This is a genomic window from Streptomyces sp. NPDC018000 (assembly GCF_044328025.1).
In the GTDB taxonomy this organism is placed as follows: Bacteria; Actinomycetota; Actinomycetes; order Streptomycetales; family Streptomycetaceae; genus Streptomyces.
Genome location: NZ_JBIRGM010000004.1, coordinates 206714 through 225806 on the forward strand (window position 1 = coordinate 206714; position 19093 = coordinate 225806).

Annotated in this window: 18 protein-coding genes; 15 read left to right on the plus strand and 3 right to left on the minus strand. The window is 70.0% G+C overall.

What is annotated here, in order from left to right:
* Positions 1-23: 23 nt before the first annotated feature.
* From ACH4EW_RS12635 to ACH4EW_RS12700, 14 genes are all read left to right on the plus strand, one after another.
* On the plus strand, positions 24-1310 hold the full coding sequence (locus tag ACH4EW_RS12635) for a GAF domain-containing protein (RefSeq protein WP_398255192.1): 1287 nt from the start codon (positions 24-26) through the stop codon (positions 1308-1310).
* 90 nt (positions 1311-1400) lie between these two features.
* On the plus strand, positions 1401-2018 hold the full coding sequence (locus ACH4EW_RS12640; RefSeq protein ID WP_398255195.1) for a GNAT family N-acetyltransferase: 618 nt from the start codon (positions 1401-1403) through the stop codon (positions 2016-2018).
* A gap of 146 nt (positions 2019-2164) precedes the next feature.
* On the plus strand, positions 2165-2248 hold the full coding sequence (locus ACH4EW_RS12645) for a putative leader peptide (protein WP_398256015.1): 84 nt from the start codon (positions 2165-2167) through the stop codon (positions 2246-2248).
* Between the two features lie 116 nt (positions 2249-2364).
* Positions 2365-4062: a nitrite/sulfite reductase gene (locus ACH4EW_RS12650; protein WP_398255197.1), complete on the plus strand. Its 1698-nt coding sequence runs from the start codon at positions 2365-2367 to the stop codon at positions 4060-4062.
* The gene (locus ACH4EW_RS12655; RefSeq protein ID WP_398255199.1) at positions 4059-4238 is read left to right on the plus strand and encodes a hypothetical protein; all 180 of its coding nucleotides are present in this window, start codon (positions 4059-4061) and stop codon (positions 4236-4238) included. Before ACH4EW_RS12650 ends, ACH4EW_RS12655 begins: the two co-directional genes overlap by 4 nt.
* The gene (locus ACH4EW_RS12660; RefSeq protein WP_398255201.1) at positions 4235-4948 is read left to right on the plus strand and encodes a phosphoadenylyl-sulfate reductase; all 714 of its coding nucleotides are present in this window, start codon (positions 4235-4237) and stop codon (positions 4946-4948) included. The genes ACH4EW_RS12655 and ACH4EW_RS12660 overlap by 4 nt, the downstream gene beginning before the upstream one ends.
* Positions 4949-4971: 23 nt before the next feature.
* The gene (gene cysC / locus ACH4EW_RS12665) at positions 4972-5517 is read left to right on the plus strand and encodes an adenylyl-sulfate kinase (protein ID WP_398255204.1); all 546 of its coding nucleotides are present in this window, start codon (positions 4972-4974) and stop codon (positions 5515-5517) included.
* Positions 5514-6449: a sulfate adenylyltransferase subunit CysD gene (cysD, locus tag ACH4EW_RS12670; protein ID WP_398255206.1), complete on the plus strand. Its 936-nt coding sequence runs from the start codon at positions 5514-5516 to the stop codon at positions 6447-6449. Before cysC ends, cysD begins: the two co-directional genes overlap by 4 nt.
* A gap of 1 nt (position 6450) precedes the next feature.
* Entirely contained in the window at positions 6451-7827 is a 1377-nt protein-coding gene (locus tag ACH4EW_RS12675; protein WP_398255209.1) for a sulfate adenylyltransferase subunit 1, read from the plus strand.
* A 244-nt stretch (positions 7828-8071) separates the two neighbouring features.
* Entirely contained in the window at positions 8072-9187 is a 1116-nt protein-coding gene (locus ACH4EW_RS12680) for an aliphatic sulfonate ABC transporter substrate-binding protein (RefSeq protein ID WP_398255211.1), read from the plus strand.
* Between the two features lie 48 nt (positions 9188-9235).
* Positions 9236-10024, plus strand: coding sequence for an ABC transporter ATP-binding protein (locus tag ACH4EW_RS12685; RefSeq protein ID WP_398255214.1), 789 nt, complete (start codon positions 9236-9238; stop codon positions 10022-10024).
* Positions 10011-10889, plus strand: coding sequence for an ABC transporter permease (locus tag ACH4EW_RS12690; protein ID WP_398255216.1), 879 nt, complete (start codon positions 10011-10013; stop codon positions 10887-10889). Before ACH4EW_RS12685 ends, ACH4EW_RS12690 begins: the two co-directional genes overlap by 14 nt.
* 8 nt (positions 10890-10897) lie before the next feature.
* The gene (locus tag ACH4EW_RS12695; RefSeq protein WP_398255218.1) at positions 10898-11707 is read left to right on the plus strand and encodes a sirohydrochlorin chelatase; all 810 of its coding nucleotides are present in this window, start codon (positions 10898-10900) and stop codon (positions 11705-11707) included.
* A gap of 208 nt (positions 11708-11915) precedes the next feature.
* Positions 11916-13913, plus strand: a complete 1998-nt coding sequence (locus ACH4EW_RS12700) for a glycosyltransferase family 2 protein (RefSeq protein WP_398255221.1) — start codon at positions 11916-11918, stop codon at positions 13911-13913.
* Positions 13914-14239: 326 nt separating this feature from the next.
* Here the strand turns inward: ACH4EW_RS12700 and mgt are convergent, their stop codons facing one another.
* Positions 14240-15472: a macrolide-inactivating glycosyltransferase gene (mgt, locus tag ACH4EW_RS12705; protein ID WP_398255224.1), complete on the minus strand. Its 1233-nt coding sequence runs from the start codon at positions 15470-15472 to the stop codon at positions 14240-14242.
* Between the two features lie 238 nt (positions 15473-15710).
* Between mgt and ACH4EW_RS12710 the strand changes: the two genes are divergently transcribed.
* Positions 15711-16577 (plus strand): phosphotransferase enzyme family protein, encoded by an 867-nt coding sequence (locus tag ACH4EW_RS12710; protein ID WP_398255227.1) that lies wholly within the window; start codon positions 15711-15713, stop codon positions 16575-16577.
* 98 nt (positions 16578-16675) lie between these two features.
* Here ACH4EW_RS12710 and ACH4EW_RS12715 read toward each other — a convergent pair whose 3' ends face one another.
* Complete coding sequence (locus ACH4EW_RS12715; RefSeq protein ID WP_398255229.1) at positions 16676-17404, minus strand: 3'-5' exonuclease; 729 nt, start codon at positions 17402-17404, stop codon at positions 16676-16678.
* Positions 17405-17496: 92 nt separating this feature from the next.
* Complete coding sequence (locus ACH4EW_RS12720; RefSeq protein ID WP_398255232.1) at positions 17497-18729, minus strand: SAV2148 family HEPN domain-containing protein; 1233 nt, start codon at positions 18727-18729, stop codon at positions 17497-17499.
* Between the last annotated feature and the right edge of the window lie 364 nt (positions 18730-19093).

Consider the following 19093-nt stretch of genomic DNA (forward strand, 5'->3'; position numbering starts at 1 on the left):
GCCGGCCACGGCATCTGGGGGGAATGAGAGTGGAGACAGCCGCCGCCGAGGTGACACGATCGGCTGCCCCGCAGCCCGTCCGGGCCGCGCCCGGGTCCCACCGGGCCAGGGAGGCCGGGCTCGCGGGCAATCGTTCACCCGTCGCCCCGCGGGCGGAGATCGGCGCCTCGTGGGACCGGGTGCTGCGCAGCGGCCTCGATCCGGACCGGTCCACCGAGTGCGCACTGTTGCAGATGAACGAGATCGAGCGCCGGCGGCGGACTTCGACGCTGGGCGAGGTGATGCCACTGCTGAGCGAGGGCCTTCGCCCCCTCGCCGACGCCGCCCAGCAGATCATGGTGGTCACCGATATGGAGGGCCTGGTGCTGTGGCGCCAGGGCAACCCGGGGGTGCTTCGGCGGGCCGACTCCGTCTGTCTGGCCGAGGGCGCGGCCTGGGCGGAGGCGAGCATGGGGACGAACGCGATCGGCACTGCGCTCGCCTCGCGCGCACCGGTCCAGGTCCATTCGTCGGAGCACTTCGTACGCAGGCTGCACAACTGGACGTGTGCGGCGGCCCCGGTCCGTGATCCGCGGGACGGCCGGATGATGGGCATCGTCGACATGAGCGGTGCCGCTTCCACGTTCCATCCGACGATGCTCGCCCTGGTCCGTTCGGTCGCCAGGCTGGCCGAGAGCGAGTTCAGGAACAGGCATCTGCAAGCGATCGACCGGCTGCGTTCGGTGGCGGCGCCTCTGCTGTGCCGGATGGGCGGCCGGGCCCTGGCGGTGGACAGCCACGGCTGGCTCGCCGCGGTGACCGGGATGCCGCCGGTCGACCGGCTGCCGCTGCCCAAGTCGCTGCGGCCGGGCCGGGTGTGGCTGCCGTCGCTCGGTATGTGCCGGGCCGAGCCGCTGCCCGGCGGTTGGCTGGTGCAGGTCACGGACGGGCTTTCGGACGGGATGCCCCGACGGATCGTGCTGGATCTGAGCCGACCGCGCGGGCTCACGGTCAATGTGGTGAGTGCGACGGGCACCTGGACGCAGAAGCTCTCGCCGCGCCATGCGGAGTTGCTGTACGCCCTGGCGCTGCACCGCGAGGGGCGTACGGCATCAGAACTGGCAGAGGACATCTTCGGCGACGCGACCCGGACGGTGACGGTGCGGGCGGAGGTCTCGCGGATGCGCCGCCATCTCGCGGAGGTGCTCGCACACCGCCCGTACCGCTTCGGCGAGGGGGTGGAGGTGGAGGTGATCCAACCGGATCACCCGGCCGATCTGCTGCCGCGCTCGACGGCTCCGGTGGTGGTCAGAGCGCGTACGGCCGCATAGGGCGCTCTGTCGCCGCCGATGGACGGCCCCGCTGTCCGAGCCGCGGGACCGGCTTGGGCCACGGCCCCGCGGCATGATTCCCTGGCAGTCATGAGCAACCCCGCGCGCACCGCTTCCACCACCGCCGAGGTGACCATCTGGTCCCTGGAACAGACCTCCCCCGACGATCTGCGCCCCGCCGCGGTCCCGGAAGGAGACGTGCGGATCGCGCGGTCCGAGGTTCCGCTGCCCGAGTTCAGCCGGTTCCTGTACACGGCGGTCGGCGGCGACATCCAGTGGACGGACCGGCTCACGATGACGTACGCGCAGTGGCAGGCGGCCCTGGACCGCCCCGGGGCGGAGACCTGGGTGGCGTACGAGAACGGCACCCCGGCCGGATACATCGAGCTTGACCCGCAGGACGACGGCGTGGTCGAGATCATGTACTTCGGGCTGATACCGGCCTTCCGGGGGCGCCGGATCGGCGGCCATCTGCTCTCTTACGGCGTCGCCCGCGCCTGGGACCTGGCGGAACGCTGGCCGGAGCGGACGCCGACGAAGCGGGTGTGGCTGCACACCTGCTCCAAGGACGGCCCGCACGCCATGGACAACTATCTGCGGCGCGGCTTCAAGCTCTTCGGCACGAAGGTGGAGCTGGAGCCCGAGGTGGCGACGCCGGGGCCGTGGCCGGGGGCGGCGCGGCAGCGGGCGGACAGCGACTGCCGGTGACAGGTCGGGAGATTGCGGCCATTGCGGCCGGCCCGGCCCCGGCGGGTCGAGCGATGGAAGCTGCTTCGTCTCACATGGCAAGACAGTGCCGTCCATATCATGGATTGTGGTGGACTGGTCCGAGATTCGCGTGACACGCTTCCGTCATGTCTGGAACTGGAACCGCCTTGGTGAGTCGACGTCACGTCGATCTCGGCCGCGTCTCCAGCGCCATCTGTCCGGTGAGCTGAGGTTCCCAGCACCGCCGCGATCCCCCTTTTCTCTGCAAACCCTGCGCACCGCCGCGCCTCAGCGCGAGTGTGCAGTTCAGAGCCGCCCTCACTGCAGTCCCGAAGGACGTACTGTCATGGCCGCTACCCCGGAACAGTCTGCGACCACCACACCCCGCCGCAAGGCCGGACGCCACCGTGGCGAAGGCCAGTGGGCCATGGGTCACCACACCCCGCTCAACGGCAATGAGCAGTTCAAGAAGGACGACGACGGTCTCAATGTGCGGACACGCATTGAGACGATCTACTCCAAGCGCGGTTTCGACTCGATCGACCCCAACGACCTCCGTGGGCGCATGCGCTGGTGGGGCCTCTACACCCAGCGCAAGCCCGGGATCGACGGCGGCAAGACCGCGATCCTGGAGCCGGAGGAACTGGACGACAAGTACTTCATGCTGCGGGTCCGGATCGACGGTGGCCGGCTGACCACCGCGCAGCTGCGCGTCATCGGCGAGATCTCGCAGGAGTACGCTCGCGGCACCGCGGACATCACCGACCGGCAGAACATCCAGCTGCACTGGATCCGGATCGAGGACGTCCCGGCGATCTGGGAGAAGCTGGAGGCCGTCGGGCTCTCCACCACCGAGGCGTGCGGCGACTGCCCGCGTGTGATCATCGGCTCGCCGGTGGCGGGGATCGCCGCCGACGAGATCATCGACGGCACGCCCGCGGTCGACGAGATCCACGACCGCTACATCGGCAACAAGGAATTCTCCAACCTGCCGCGCAAGTTCAAGACCGCGATCTCCGGCTCGCCGGTGCAGGACGTGGTGCACGAGATCAACGACATCGCGTTCGTCGGCGTGGTCCACCCCGAGCACGGTCCGGGTTTCGATGTCTGGGTCGGTGGCGGTCTCTCCACCAACCCGCGCCTCGCCGAGCGGCTGGGCGCCTGGGTGCCGCTCGACGAGGTTCCGGACGTCTGGGCCGCAGTCGTCGGCATCTTCCGTGACTACGGGTACCGGCGACTGCGTACCCGGGCCCGTCTGAAGTTCCTGATGGCCGACTGGGGCCCCGCGAAGTTCCGCCGGGTGCTGGAGGACGAGTACCTGAAGCGGCCGCTGATCGACGGGCCCGCACCCGGGCAGCCGAGCAGCCGCTGGCGCGACCACGTGGGTGTGCACCGGCAGCAGGACGGCCGCTTCTACGTGGGTTTCGCACCCAGGGTCGGCCGCGTGGACGGCTCCGCACTTGCCGAGATCGCCGACCTGGCCGCCGCACACGGCTCGGACCGGCTGCGCACCACCGTCGAGCAGAAGATGCTCGTCCTCGACGTGCCGCAGGACCAGGTGGATTCCCTGGTCGCCGGACTGGAGGCGCTCGACCTCCAGGTGAGGCCGTCGCCGTTCCGGCGCTCCACGATGGCCTGCACCGGCATCGAGTTCTGCAAGCTGGCGATCGTCGAGACGAAGGCCCGCGGCGCCTCACTGATCGACGAACTGGAGCGCCGCCTGCCGGACTTCGACGAGCCGCTCACCATCAACCTCAACGGCTGCCCCAATGCCTGCGCCCGCATCCAGACCGCCGACATCGGCCTCAAGGGCCAGCTCGTCCTGGACGCCGACGGCAACCAGGTCGAGGGCTATCAGGTGCACCTGGGCGGCGCGCTGGGGCTGGAGGCCGGTTTCGGCCGCAAGGTCCGTGGTCTGAAGGTCACTTCGGCCGAACTGCCGGACTATGTCGCGCGGGTGCTGAGCCGGTTCCAGGAGGAGCGTGAGGACGGCGAGCGGTTCGCGACCTGGGCGGCGCGGGCCAGTGCGGAGTCGCTGTCATGAGCGAGCGCGCCGCTCCGTTCCACTGCCCGTACTGCGGCGACGAGGACCTGCGCCCGCACGAGAGCGGGCACGGGGCCTGGGAATGCGCTTCCTGCAACCGCGCATTCCAGCTGAAGTTCCTGGGTCTGCTGAGCCGGGCAACGCAGCGCAACGACTTTGAGCGGGACGGGATATGACGGACGCTCTGCAAGGAGAAAGCACGGTGGAAGAACTGAAGGCACTGGCCGAACGCGCGGGCCGGGAGCTGGAGGACGCCTCCGCGCCGGAAATCCTCCAGTGGGCCGCCGACACCTTCGGCAGGAAGTTCTGCGTCACCTCGTCCATGGAGGACGCGGTCGTGGCGCACCTCGCCTCGCGTGCCTTTCCGGGCGTGGACGTGCTCTTCCTCGACACCGGCTACCACTTCCCCGAGACGATCGGCACCCGCGACGCGGTCGAGGCCGTGATGGACGTCGACGTCATCACGCTGACCCCGCGCCAGTCCGTTGCCGAACAGGACGCCCAGTACGGGCCGAAGCTGCACGACCGCGACCCCGACCTGTGCTGCAAGCTGCGGAAGGTCGAGCCCCTTGAAGAGGGCCTGACTTCGTACGCGGCCTGGGCGACCGGGCTGCGCCGCGACGATTCCCCCACCCGGGCGAACACCCCGGTCGTCGGCTGGGACGAGAAGCGGCAGAAGGTGAAGATCTCACCGATCGCCCGCTGGACGCAGGACGACGTCGATGCGTACGTCGCGGAGCACGGCGTCCTCACCAACCCGCTGCTGATGGACGGTTACGCCTCCGTGGGCTGCGCGCCCTGCACCCGCCGGGTGCTGGAGGGCGAGGACGCACGCGCCGGACGCTGGGCCGGTCGGGGCAAGACCGAGTGCGGGCTGCACGACTGATGACGACTGATCAGGAGAATTCGATGAGCGTGACGGAGACGGGAGCCACCATCTGGCTGACCGGTCTGCCGAGCGCGGGCAAGACCACCATCGCGTACGAACTCGCCGGGCGGCTGCGCGGCGAAGGACACCGCGTAGAGGTGCTCGACGGCGACGAGATCCGGGAGTTCCTCTCCGCGGGCCTCGGCTTCTCCCGCGAGGACCGCCACACCAACGTCCAGCGCATCGGCTTCGTCGCCGAGCTGCTGGCCGCCAACGGCGTGAAGGTGCTGGTCCCGGTCATCGCCCCGTACGCGGACAGCCGGGACGCTGTACGCAAACGGCACCGGGCCGAGGGCACCGCGTACCTGGAGGTGCATGTCGCGACTCCCGTCGAGGTGTGCTCCGTACGCGATGTGAAGGGCCTCTACGCCAAGCAGGCGGCCGGCGAGATCAGCGGGCTCACCGGGGTCGACGACCCGTACGAGGCGCCCGAGTCGCCGGATCTGCGGATCGATTCGCACCTGCAGACCGTGCAGGAGTCCACGGCAAAGCTGTATGCGCTGCTGAGCGAGAGGGGTGCGGCGTGACGACCGTCGCGGCTGTGCCGGAAGGCACCGGCAATCCGTACGCACTCAGCCACCTGGACCTGCTGGAGTCCGAGGCCGTACACATCTTCCGTGAAGTGGCGGGCGAGTTCGAGCGGCCGGTGATCCTGTTCTCCGGCGGCAAGGACTCCATCGTGATGCTGCATCTGGCGCTGAAGGCGTTCACGCCCGCGCCGGTGCCGTTCACGCTGCTGCACGTCGACACCGGTCACAACTTCCCGGAGGTGCTGAAGTACCGCGACCGGACGGTGGCCCGGCACGGACTGCGGCTTCATGTCGCCTCCGTGCAGGAGTACATCGACGCCGGGAAGCTCCGCGAACGCCCGGACGGCACTCGTAACCCGCTGCAGACCGTACCGCTGACCGAGGCGATCCAGCAGCACCGCTTCGACGCCGTGTTCGGCGGTGGGCGCCGCGACGAGGAGAAGGCGCGCGCCAAGGAGCGGGTCTTCTCGCTGCGCGACGAGTTCTCCCAGTGGGATCCCCGCCGCCAGCGCCCCGAGCTGTGGCAGCTTTACAACGGCCGGCACGCCCCCGGTGAGCACGTCCGGGTCTTCCCGATCTCCAACTGGACCGAGCTGGACGTCTGGCAGTACATCGCCCGTGAGGGCATCGAGCTGCCGGAGATCTACTTCGCCCATGACCGCGAGGTCTTCAACCGCTCCGGCATGTGGCTGACCGCGGGCGACTGGGGCGGCCCCAAGAAGGGCGAGCAGGTCGAGACCCGGCAGGTGCGCTACCGCACGGTCGGCGACATGTCGTGCACCGGCGCCGTCGACTCGGATGCGACGACGCTGGACGCCGTGATCGCCGAGATCGCCGCTTCCCGGCTCACCGAGCGGGGTGCGACGCGGGCCGACGACAAGCTGTCCGAGGCCGCGATGGAAGACCGCAAGCGCGAGGGGTACTTCTGAGATGACCACACTCACCCAGCACGCAGAACAGTTGTCGGCCACCACCCTGCTGCGGTTCGCCACCGCGGGGTCCGTCGACGACGGCAAGTCCACCCTCGTGGGACGTCTTCTGCACGACTCCAAGTCGGTCCTCACCGACCAGCTGGAGGCCGTTGAGCACGCCTCGCGCAGCCGGGGCCAGCAGGCGCCCGACCTGGCGCTGCTGACCGACGGGCTGCGGGCCGAGCGCGAGCAGGGCATCACCATCGATGTCGCTTACCGCTACTTCGCGACACCGCGCCGCCGGTTCATCCTGGCCGACACCCCGGGGCATGTGCAGTACACCCGGAACATGGTGACGGGCGCCTCGACGGCCGAGCTGGCCGTCGTCCTGGTCGACGCCCGCAACGGTGTCGTCGAGCAGACCCGCCGCCATGCCGCGGTCGCCGCGCTGCTCCGGGTGCCGCACGTGGTGCTGGCCGTCAACAAGATGGACCTGGTCGACTACGCGGAGCCCGTGTTCGCCGCCATCGCCGAGGAGTTCACCGCGTACGCCGCATCCCTCGGCGTCCCGGGCTGGGGGGCCGGTGGGGACCCCCAGGAAAACCGGTGTACCGCGATCCCGATCTCCGCGCTGGCCGGTGACAATGTCGTGGAGCCCTCCTCGCACATGGACTGGTACGGCGGCCCCACCGTCCTGGAACACCTGGAGACGGTGCCGGTCAGCCATGACCTCACCGCCGGCCAGGCCCGCTTCCCCGTCCAGTACGTCATCCGGCCGCAGACGGCCGAGCACCCGGACTACCGGGGCTACGCGGGCCAGATCGCGACCGGTGCCTTCCGTGTCGGCCAGGCCGTCACCGTCCTGCCCTCGGGACGCACGTCGACGATCACCGCGATCGACGCGCTCGGCGAGAGCGTGGACACCGCCTGGGCACCCCGGTCGGTGACGATCCGGCTGGCCGACGACATCGACATCTCGCGCGGCAACCTGATCGCACCGGCCGACGAAGCGCCGACGGTCACCCAGGACGTGGAGGCGACCGTCTGCCATGTCGCCGACCAGCCGCTCACCGTGGGCCGGCGGGTGCTGCTCAAGCACACCACCCGTACGGTCAAGGCGATCGTCAAGGACATCCCCTCGCGCCTCGCACTGGACGACCTCTCCCAGCACCCGGCACCCGGCCGACTCGTCGCCAACGACATCGGCCGGGTCGTCGTCCGCACCGCCGAACCGCTGGCCCTCGACGCCTACGCGGACTCCCGGCGCACCGGTTCCTTCCTCCTGATCGACCCGGCGGACGGCACCACGCTGACGGCCGGCATGGCCGGCGCCTCGTTCGCCGCCGCGACCGAGCCCGAGGCCGCGGCCGGCGACGACGCCGAATGGGACTTCTGATGAGTATCGACATCTACTCCACGTTCGCGAAGGAGGGCGGTCGCGTCGGCAGCGGCGCCCTCGGCAGCGGCCAGGGCGGGGTCGCGCGATGTGCGCGATGACGTACGCGCACTGCCTGCGCGCCCGCCTGCACCAACCGCACCGCCTGCACCGTCAGTTCGGACGAAGATCTGCCGACCTCCCGGCCGCGCCCCCGTAATTTCCGAGGGATGCGAGCACCGGGCCAACGAGAGGAAAGCCTCCCGTGCCTGCCCCCCGTACCGCGCACCGCCGCAGCCTCGCCGCTGCCACCGCCCTGCCGTTGCTCGCTGTCGCACTCACCGCCTGCGGCTACGGCTCCGAGGCGAAGCACGACGACTCCAGGAAGCCGGACGTCGCCGCCGGTGCGAAGAAGCTCTCCGCGGACACCGTGCGGATCGGCTACTTCCCCAACCTCACGCACGCCACCGCGCTGGTCGGCGACCAAGAGGGGATCTTCCAGAAGGAACTGGGCGGCACCCGGCTGAAAACCTCGCAGTTCAACGCCGGCCCCTCCGAGATCGAGGCGCTCAACGCCAACTCGATCGACATCGGCTTCATCGGCCCGTCGCCCTCCATCAACGGTTTCACCAAGTCCAAGGGCAAGAGCCTGCGGATCATCGGCGGTTCGGCCTCCGGCGGGGTGAAACTGGTCGTCGACCCGAAGAAGATCAGGTCCCTGGACGATCTCAAGGGCAAGAAGATAGCCACCCCGCAGCTCGGCAACACGCAGGACGTGGCCTTCCTCGACTGGATCTCCGAGAAGGGCTGGAAGGTCGACGCCCAGAGCGGCAAGGGCGATGTCTCCGTGGTCCGTACGGACAACAAGGTGACCCCGGACGCCTACACGTCCGGTTCCGTCGACGGCGCCTGGGTCCCCGAGCCCACCGCGTCGAAGCTGGTGGCCGAGGGTGCCGAGGAACTGCTCGACGAGTCGACACTGTGGCCGGACAACAAGTTCGTGATCACGAACATCATCGTGTCGCAGAAGTTCCTGAGTGAGCACCCGGATGTCGTCGAGGCGGTGCTGCGCGGCTCGGTGAAGACCAACGCCTGGATCAACGCCAACCCGGACAGGGCGAAGTCCTCCGCCAACGCCGCGCTCGAGAACCTGACCGGCAAGGCGCTGCCCGCCCAGATCCTCGACCCGGCGTGGAAGTCGATCCAGATCACCGATGACCCGCTGGCCGCCACGCTCGACACGCAGGCCGGGCACGCGGTGAAGGCCGGGCTGCTGGAGAAGCCGGACCTCAACGGTATCTACGACCTGAAGCCACTGAACAAGGTTTTGAAAGCCGCGGGCAGGCCCGAGGTCTCCGACGCCGGTCTCGGTGTCAAGTGAGGGCTGTCCTACCACGAATCCAGGATCCACTCTCAGGAGGTGACGACCATGGCGACCACCCTCACCGAGGCCGGGGCCCGTACAGCGGTCGGGCACGCCGCCCGTATCGCGCATGTCTCCAAGTCCTTCGGTGGACCGGGAGGGCAGCAGCTCGTCCTGGACGACATCACGCTCGATGTCGCACCGGGCGAGTTCGTCACCCTTCTGGGAGCCTCCGGGTGCGGAAAGTCGACGCTGCTCAATCTGGTGGCCGGACTCGACCGCCCGACCGCGGGGTCCATCGAGACCCCCGGCGGGCGGCCGGCCCTGATGTTCCAGGAGCACGCCCTGTTCCCGTGGCTGACCGCCGGAAAGAACATCGAACTCGCGCTGCGGCTGCGCGGCATGGCCAAGTCGGAGCGCCGCACGGAGGCGGAGCGGCTGCTCGAACTCGTACGGCTGGGCGGGGCGTACAAGAAGCGTGTGCATGAGCTCTCGGGCGGTATGCGGCAGCGGGTGGCCATGGCACGGGCCCTCGCCCAGGACAGTCAACTGCTGCTGATGGACGAGCCGTTCGCCGCGCTCGACGCCATCACCCGGGATGTGCTGCACGACGAGCTGACCCGGATCTGGCGCGAGACGAACGTCTCGGTTCTCTTCGTCACACACAATGTGCGCGAAGCGGTGCGGCTCGCCCAGCGGGTCGTCCTGCTGTCGTCCCGCCCCGGACGGATCGCCCGGGAGTGGACGGTCGGCATCGGGCAGCCGCGTCGTATCGAGGACAGCGCCGTCGCGGAACTGTCCGTCGAGATCACCGAACAACTGCGTGGGGAGATCCGCCGTCATGGCCGGCACTGACACGAAGCCCGACGACCTGGCCGGTCTGGAGGCCGGACTCGACGCGCTGGACGCCGTGCAGGTGCGCCGCACCCCCGTGCGCGAGGTGCTGCTGCGCAAGGTGCTGCCGCCGGCCCTCGCGGTGGCACTGGTGATCACCATCTGGCAGCTGCTCGTCGAAGCCCAGGTCACCGACGACTACAAGCTGCCCTCACCGGCCGCGGTGTGGAACAGCGTGGCCGACATGTGGCTGCAGGGGACGCTTCTGGGGGTCGTCTGGACCAGCGTCTCGCGCGGTCTGCTCGGCTTCCTGATGGCCGTGGCCATCGGTACGCCGCTGGGTCTGCTGGTGGCCCGGGTGAAGTCCGTACGGTCGGCGATCGGCCCGATCCTTTCCGGGCTGCAGTCGCTGCCGTCGGTCGCCTGGGTGGCGCCGGCCGTGATCTGGCTCGGGCTGAACGACGGGATGATGTACGCGGTGATCCTGCTGGGCGCCGTCCCCTCGGTCGCCAACGGGCTGGTGTCCGGTGTCGACCAGGTGCCGCCGCTGGTCCTCAGAGCGGGCCGCACGCTCGGCGCGACCGGGCTGCGCGGGACCCGGTACATCGTGCTGCCCGCCGCGATGCCGGGCTACCTGGCCGGTCTCAAGCAGGGCTGGGCGTTCTCCTGGCGCTCGCTGATGGCCGCCGAGATCATCGCATCCTCCCCCGATCTCGGCCTGGGACTCGGTCAGTTGCTGGAGAACGGCCGCAACAACGCGGACATGCCCGGCATCTTCCTCGCCGTCATCCTGATTCTGTTCGTCGGCGTCGCGATCGATCTGCTGATCTTCAGTCCGCTGGAGCGGTGGGTGCTGCGCAGCCGCGGTCTCCTCGTCAAGAACTGAGCCACGCCATGTCCGCCCCGGTCCTCCTTGTCGTCGCTCACGGCAGCCGCGACCCGCGGCACGCGGCGACCGTGCACGCGCTCACCGCGCGGGTGCGGTCGCTGCGGCCGGGGCTGCGCATGGAGACCGGATTCCTGGACTTCAACGCCCCTTCCGTCACAAGGGTGTTGGAGCGCATGGAGGCGGAGGGAACGGAAGATGTCATCGCGCTTCCCCTGCTTCTCACCCGGGCCTTCCACGCGAAGTCCGACATTCCCGCGGTGCTGCACGAGGCCCGGACCCGACAGCCCCGGCTGCGCATCCGTCAGGCCGAGGTGCTCGGCCCGTCACCCCTGCTGAACTCGGCCCTGGAACGGCGGCTGTACGAAGCCGGAGTCCGTCCCGGTGACCGGGGCTCCACCGGGCTGGTCCTGGCCTCGGCAGGCTCCACGGACCCGGAGGCGATCGCAGTGATCGCTGAAATCGCGCGGGAGTTGCGGCACACCGGTTGGTGCGCCGTGCGGCCTGCGTTCGCCTCCGCTGCGTCTTTCGCGGGGTTCCCCCGCACCGAGGACGCGGTGCGGGCCCTGCGGGCCGAGGGGGTGCGACGCGTGGCGGTGGCCCCGTACGTCATCGCTCCCGGCCGGCTCCCGGACCGCGTCGCCGCAGGCGCGGCCGAGGCGGACGTGCTGGCCGATGTGCTCGGCCCGTCACCGGAGTTGGCGCGGCTGCTGCTGAACCGGTACGACGAGGCCCGCGTCCCATGGCGTCCCTCACATGGTGGGGCCCCACCCCGGCCGCCGTGCGGCTCCACGACACGGAGGATTGCGTGTCGGTGATCACGCGCCACACGAGCTACGGCACACCGTACACGCTCCGGCTGAACGCCCGGCCCGGCCTTGCTTCATCGCCCATTCACTCTGAACACACAGTCAACCCATGGTATTTTCACGCACTTACCGGCACCTCACCCATGAGTGAACCGCGACAGCCGCATCACAGCCGGCGAAATGGGCCGTGCCACGCATCACTTGGGAGAGCATGACGATGACCGGCCCCACCGTTTCGGTGATTATCGCTGCGTACAACGCGATGCCCTATCTGACGCGGTGCATCACGTCCGTCGCCGAGCAGAGCATGGGCCAAGAAACCCTGGAGGTCATCGTCGTCAACGACGGGTCGACCGACGGAACGCCCCAGGAACTCGAGCGGCTGACCGGCGTCCACCCGGGCCTTCTGCGCGTCATCCACCAGGAGAACTCCGGCGGCCCGTCCGCGCCCCGCAATGTCGGCCTCGACCAGGCCCGGGGACAGTTCGTCTTCTTCCTCGACGCCGACGACTTTCTCGGGCCCGAGGCGCTGGAGCGCATGGTCGCCCTGGCCGAGGAGAACGGCACCGACGTCGTCCTCGGCAAAATGGTCGGCGTCGGGGGCCGTGGTGCGCCCACCTCGATGTTCCGGCGCAACCAGCCGAGGACCGACGTCTACTCGTCGCGCGTCTACTGGACGCTCAATCCCATGAAGCTGTTCCGCCGCGAGTTGCTGGAACGGCACCGGCTGCGGTTCCCGACGGACCTGAAGATCGGCGAGGACCAACTGTTCGTCGGCCCGGCGTACATCCACGCCTCCGGCATATCCGTACTGGCCGACTACGACTGCCTGTTCTGGGTCGAGCGGGACGACAACGGCAACATCACCAAGCGGACCTCGGGCTCGGAGCCCCGGCTGCGCTTCCTGCCGCGCGTCGTCGACATGATCCTCGAGAACGTGCCGCCGGGCCCCGGCCGCGACCACCTGGCCCACCGGCACCTGACCGTCGAGGTCCAGCAACTGCTCGGCGGGCACCTGGTGTGGGAACCCCGCGAGACACAGGTCAAGACGCTGAGGCGGCTCGCCGAGATCATCGAACCCCTCTGGCACGACGGCCTGGCCGACCGGCTCTCGGCGATGGCGAGGCTGCGGCTGCACCTCGTGCGCCACCAGATGCTCGACGAGGTCCTCGAACTCACCGCGTTCGAGAAACGGCTGGCCAAGTCCGCGTCCGCCACCCCGCTCGTCGTCGAGCAGGGCCGCGCCTACGCCCAGTACCCCTTCTTCCGCGACCCCGCCGCAGCCGTCCCCGACGCGTGCTACGACGTCACCGCCCAGGTCGGCGTGCGGCACCATGTCGCGCGGGCCGAACTGCGCGGCACCGAGCTGCGGCTGGCCGGGCACGCGTATCTGCACCGCGTCGCCACCGATGACGTCACCACCGAGCTGGTGCTGCGGGAACGCGGCAGCGGGACCGAGTACCGGCTGCCCGTCACGCACACCGCGACTCCCGGGCTCGGCGCCGACGAGGACGCGGGGCGGTACGCGTACGAGAAGGCCGGGTTCGAGGTCGTCGTCGACATGGACACCGCCGCCGGGGGCGCCCCGCTCGACGACGGGCTGTGGGACGTCTCGCTGGCCGTGGGCGCCCAGGGGCTGACCCGCGAGGTGCGGATCGGCAGCAGGCGCGCCGAGCAGCTGTCCGGCGAGCCGGACACCCGGATCGTGGAGAGCGCACGCGGCGACCGTGCCGTCACCCTCTACACCACCAAGCCACACGGCAACTACACCCTCGACCTCGGCGAGAAGAAGCACCGCGTACGGTCCCACTTCACGTTCGGGGCCGTCCGCTGGAACGCCGGCTCCCCCACCGAGCTGCTGGTCAGCGGGCGCTGCACGCTCAGCGCGTCCCCCACGGCCACCCCGCTCGTCGCGGCCCTCACCGGTGACGGCGGGGCCACCGCCCTCTTCCCCGTCACCCGCTCCCCGCACGCGGACCTGTTCTCCGTCCACGTGCCCGTCCGCGACCTCGCCCCGGGCTTATGGAGCGGGGAACTCCGCCTCGGCACCTGGTCGGTGCCCCTGCCCGCCCTCCCCAAGGACCTGGAGCCCGCCAAGTGGCGCCGCCGGGGCCTGCCCTGGTACGCGAAGCCAACGCCCGGCGCCGACAAGCGGTTCGCGCTGACCGTGGCGAAGACACAGCTCATGAAGGCGGTCGTGGGCAAGCTCAGATGACGGCCGCCGGTCACCGACGTCGCCCGCGAAGCAGGTGTGGTTTTCCCGTCGTCAAACCGCTGTGGACGAACCGGCGGATGCTGCTCGTCATCGAGCACCTCGGCGGCCCGGCTCTGCCCCACACCTCGTACATGCGCGACATGGCGCTGCTCGGCGTGCTGCCGAACGTTTTACAGTCCCGCCGCCGCACCCCGTGGGGAAGGGCGCGACGGCCGCCGATTGCGTTGCCCGGGCGCCTGCTGCCCGGTCACGGCCGCGAGGGGCGGCTCCGTCGGTCAGTGCCGTAGCGACCTCCGCCGGGGTGGCTTTGATTCCGTCCCCGCCCGTCAGGCGGGAAGTTCGGCCTCGATGAGATCGGCCGCCTGCTTCGTTCCGCCCTCCCCGGCCATCCGATCCCGCACGGCCGCGGCCCTCTTCGCCACCTCGGGGTCACCCACCAGGGCGAGCACGGCGGCCCGCAGTGACTCGGGTGTCACCTCCGCCATCGGTAGGTGACGGGCGACACCGAGCGCCTGGAGCATGTCGGCGTTGCCGAACTGGTCGACGGCCTGCGGCACGGCGACCATCGGAGTCGCGGTGGCGAGCCCCTCCTGGCTGCCCCCGGCGCCCGCGTGGGTGATGAAGGCGTCCGCCTGCTTCAGCACGGAGAGCTGCGGCACCCAGGAATGAACCTCCACATTGGCCGGTACGTCGCCGAGTTCGGCAGCATCGACCCAGGCCCCGATCTGAAGTACGACGTGCCAGCCCGGCAGAGAGCCGAAGGCCGTGACGCAGTCGCGGTAGAAACCGGGCTGATTGGTGAAGGTCGAGCCGAGCGAGACCAGCAGCACCTTGTCTGCGCCCTCCGGGCGCCGCCACTCCCCCTGGTCGGCACGGTCGCCCTGACAGGCGCCCACGAAGGTGTGGACTGTCCTGTCGACGCGGTCGGCGTTCGGCTGGAGCACCTCGGGGATCAGGACGAGCGACCGCGGCGGCCAGCCGACGAACGGGTCCGGGTGCTGGTCGATCCCGTTCTCGGTGAGCCAGTCCTGGAAGCGCCGGTAGTACGCCCGTCCGCGCTCGGACCGCTTCAGCTCGGCGGTCATCGGCTCGCCGACCTCTTCCTCGTATCCGTCCCAGGCCACCAGGTTGGGCGAGAGGGAAACGGCCGGCACACCCCAGCGGTGGGCGAGGACCCGCGCCGGGTAGGAGGTGATGTCATGCAGGACGAGGTCGGGCTCGTCCCCGTCGAAGGCCTTGATGAGCTGAGGCAGGGCCTGGACGGCGTCGTCCAGAAAGGGTTCGAGGTTGTCGATCAGTTCGGTGCCCCAGGCGTCCGGGGTTTCTTCGGTCGGCAGCACCGAGGTGTAGAGCACCGGTTCGGCGCCGGTGGCGGCGACCTTCTCGGCGAAGGACGCCGGGATGGCGTAACTGACGCGGTGCCCACGGGCGACGAGCTCCCGGATGACTTCCAGACTCGGGTTCACGTGCCCGTGGGCGGCGATGGAGAACATGGCGATATGGGCGCGCTCGATCTTCGGCATGCCCCCACCGTAGACAAGACGAGACGTCTCGTCCATGTCATTTTCGGGCACCTCAGTGCCGATAGCAGGCCAGTACCGCTGCGGACCGACTGGGCGGGCGCCGGGCGGACCTCTCTCCCGGATCGCACGGTTGCGCTAGCCAATGTCATGAATTCGCTCCCTTGCGTCATTTCATCGGTTTCGTGCCGTTCCAGCCGCTCAGGTAGCCCTCGCCATCGCGCTGACGGGCCACCGGTTCGTCAACCCAACCTGCACAAATGCGAAAATCAGAGCCATGAACGAGATGCGTGCGCGCGAGGTGCTGACCGCTGCCGGACTGTCCGGCGGTGCGGAGCTGCTCGCGCTGGGTGAGAACGCGGTGTTCGCCGTGGACGACCTGGTGGTCAAGGTCGGCCGGGACACCGTGCAGAACCCGGAACTGCGGGATCGGGCCGAGCACGAGGTGGCCGTCGCTCAGTGGCTGGCAGCCTCCGGTGTCCCCGCTGTACGGGCCGCCGAGCCCGGGGCGCGGCTGGTGGAGGGCCACCCGGTGACGCTCTGGCACCGGCTGCCCGACGCGGTACGTCCTGCCGAGCCGCGCGATCTCGCCCCGCTGCTCACCCAGGTGCACGCGCTGCCCGCCCCGGACGGTTTCGCCCTTCCGCGCCGTGAGCTACTGGGCGGGGTCGAGCGCTGGCTACGGCTGGCGGGCGATGCGATCGACCCGGCCGACGCCGACTATCTGCGTGAGCGCCGCGACGGCTTCGCGGCGGCCGCGGCCGCGCTGGTCCCCCGCCTGCCGCCCGGGCCGATCCATGGTGACGCTCTCCCCCGCAATGTCCATGTCGGTCCGGACGGGCCCGTGCTGGTCGATCTGGAGACCTTCTCCGCGGATCTGCGCGAGCACGACCTGGTGGTGCTCGCGCTGTCCCGGGACCGGTACGGGCTGGCGGCCGAGGCGTATGACGCCTTCACCGCCACGTACGGCTGGGACGTCCGCGAATGGGAAGGCTGCGCGGTGCTGCGCGGGGCGCGGGAGACAGCCAGCTGTGCCTGGGTGTCCCAGCACGCGCCGACCAATCCGAAGGCGCTCGCGGAGTTCCGCCGCCGCGTGGCCTCGCTGCGCGACGGCGACGCGGCGGTGCGGTGGTATCCGTTCTGAACCGGGGCCGGCCGGTGGCCGCCGCGTCCTCAATCGCCGGAAGGGCTTGACTCCGCCGGACGCCGCAGCAGCTGCGCGCGCCGGACGGGCTTGAAGTCTCAGCCGGTCGCCCAGGCCGGCTCCCGCAGGGGCCAGTGGCCGTCGATCACCGCGTCCGCCGTGCCCTTGCGGCGCAGGAACTGCTGGAAGTCCGCCGCCCATTGCGCGTACCACTCCACCTGGCGCTCATGCAGCTCGGCGGCGGTCAGCTCGGCCACCGAGCTGTGCCGCTCGGCTATCGCGTACGCCACTCGGACCGCGGCCAGCGCATCCGCCCCCGCGTCATGGGCTCCGCCGTGCACCACGCCGTACTCGACACAGACCGCTTCGAGGGTGCGCTTGCCCTTGCGATAGCGGTCGACGGCCCGGTCGATGGTGTACGGGTCGATGACCGGCCCGATCCCGGCCCCGTCGAGCCGGTCGCTCAGCGACGGCAGCCCGTGCCGCCGCAACTCCGCAGTCAGCAGCGTCAGATCGAAAGCCGCGTTGTACGCGACGACCGGCACCCCCTGGCGCCAGTAGCCGGTGAGTGTCTCGGCGATCTCGTCGGCCACCTCGCGCACCGGCCGGCCCTCCGCCGCCGCCCGCTCGCTGCTGATTCCGTGGATCGCCGAGGCCTGCGCCGGAATCCGGATGCCCGGATCCGCCAGCCAGGTGCGCTGCCGCACCGGCTCCCCGTCCCTGCCGCCGACGCCGATGACCGCGGCTGTCACGATCCGGGCCTCCAGCGGTTCCGTGCCCGTCGTCTCCAGGTCGAAGCCGACCAGCGCCTCCCGGTGCCAACTCATCCCGTACCTCCTTCGTGGTGCTCTCCCCCAAGTGATGACCACCCTCGCATGCACCACTGACAACGGACGGACAGTCCCTCGGGAACAGCCCCTCAGGAGACGGGCCGGGAGTCGGTCCACACCGACTCGAATTCCTCGCGGTACGTCTCGAACAGCCCGTGCTCACTGTCCTGACCCGCCCGGACCACCGCGCGCCCACCGCCCCGCAGTACCAGCACGGGCGACTCCATGCCGCGTGCGCGCCGCAGATACGGCTGGACGACCCCGACCGCGTCCGTCCCGTCGCCGTCCACCAGATAGGCCGTGAAGCGCGGCGTCTCGTCGAAGACATGGATCTCGAAGGCGCCCGGATCGCGGAGCTTGGAGCGGACCCGGCGCATATGGAGGATGTTCATCTCCACCGATCGGCTCAACTCCCCCTTCTTGAGGCCCAGCTCCCGCTCCCGGCGCTTGACCGCGCTGCTCGCCGGGTTGATGAAGAGCAGCCGGACCCGGCAGCCCGACTCGGCGAGCCGGATCAGCCTGCGGCCGGAGAAGTTCTGCACCAGCAGGTTGAGTCCTATGCCGATCGCGTCGAGACGGCGTGATCCTCCGAAGAGGTCCTCGGCGGGCAGCTGGCGCTGGAGCCGCACCCGGTCGGAGTGGACGGAGACCACGTCCGCGTACCGGTCGCCGACCAGCTGCTCGACGGCGTCGACCGGGAGCCGGTCGGAGGACGGGACCGCGGCGCCGCCCCCCAGGATCTCCAGGAGCCTGGCCGAGGCGCGCTCGGCCTGAGCGAGGACCGCCTCGTTGAGGGCGCGGTTGCGGGAGACCACGTTGCGGGCGACCTCCAGCTCGTCGAGCGCCAGCTCCACCTCGCGCCGGTCGTCGAAGTACGGTTCGAAGCAAGGCCAGTGCTGGACCATCAGCTCACGCAGCTGCGGCAACGTGAGGAAACTGAGAACGTTGTCGTCGGCCGGGTCCAGCAGATACCCCTTGCGGCGGGAGACCTCGCGTACGGCGACGGCACGCTGCACCCACTCCTGCCCGGCGGGTCCGGCGGCGGCCACCACCCAGTCCTCGCCGTGGACCGGCTCGTAGATGGGCCGGAGCACCGCGGCGACCACGGCACGCAGCCGCTGCTCCACGAGATTCAGCCAGATATAGGCACGCCCGGCCCGCTGGGCGCGCGTGCGCACCTCGCTCCAGGCGTCCGCTCCCCAGTCCAGTTCCGCGCCGATCTCCATGGGCTGCGCAAGTGACACCGCCCCGGGCGGGGCATCGGTGGAGTCCCCCTCGTGACCTGTGTCACCTGGGGGCAGCTCGAATCCTCCCGAGCTCACCCGCGCACCGCCTTCCACTCCCCCACCAACGATCAAGGAAGGGTACTCCGCGAGCGGCAGCCGGTGCAGCTGGATGCTCAGGCTGGTTCTTCAACTCCCCTATGTCATAAGCATGTTCTCTGCGGCGAGATCTGCCGTAGTGAGCGGATTCATAGTGATTGAGCACCCCGTCCGGGGCCCAGTGGCGGGCCTTCGGCCGGCTCAGGCCTCCGGATCCCGGTTCCGGGCGACACGGAGAGGCCCGATGTTGACCGGACCGCACGACGTCCTAGGCTGTCGCACCTCTTTCGGGGAAGATCTGGCTGGGCGTGTCCGGCGGGTCGGGGTCGGAGAGGTCGCGGCGTCCGGTGCGGTGCATCGCAAG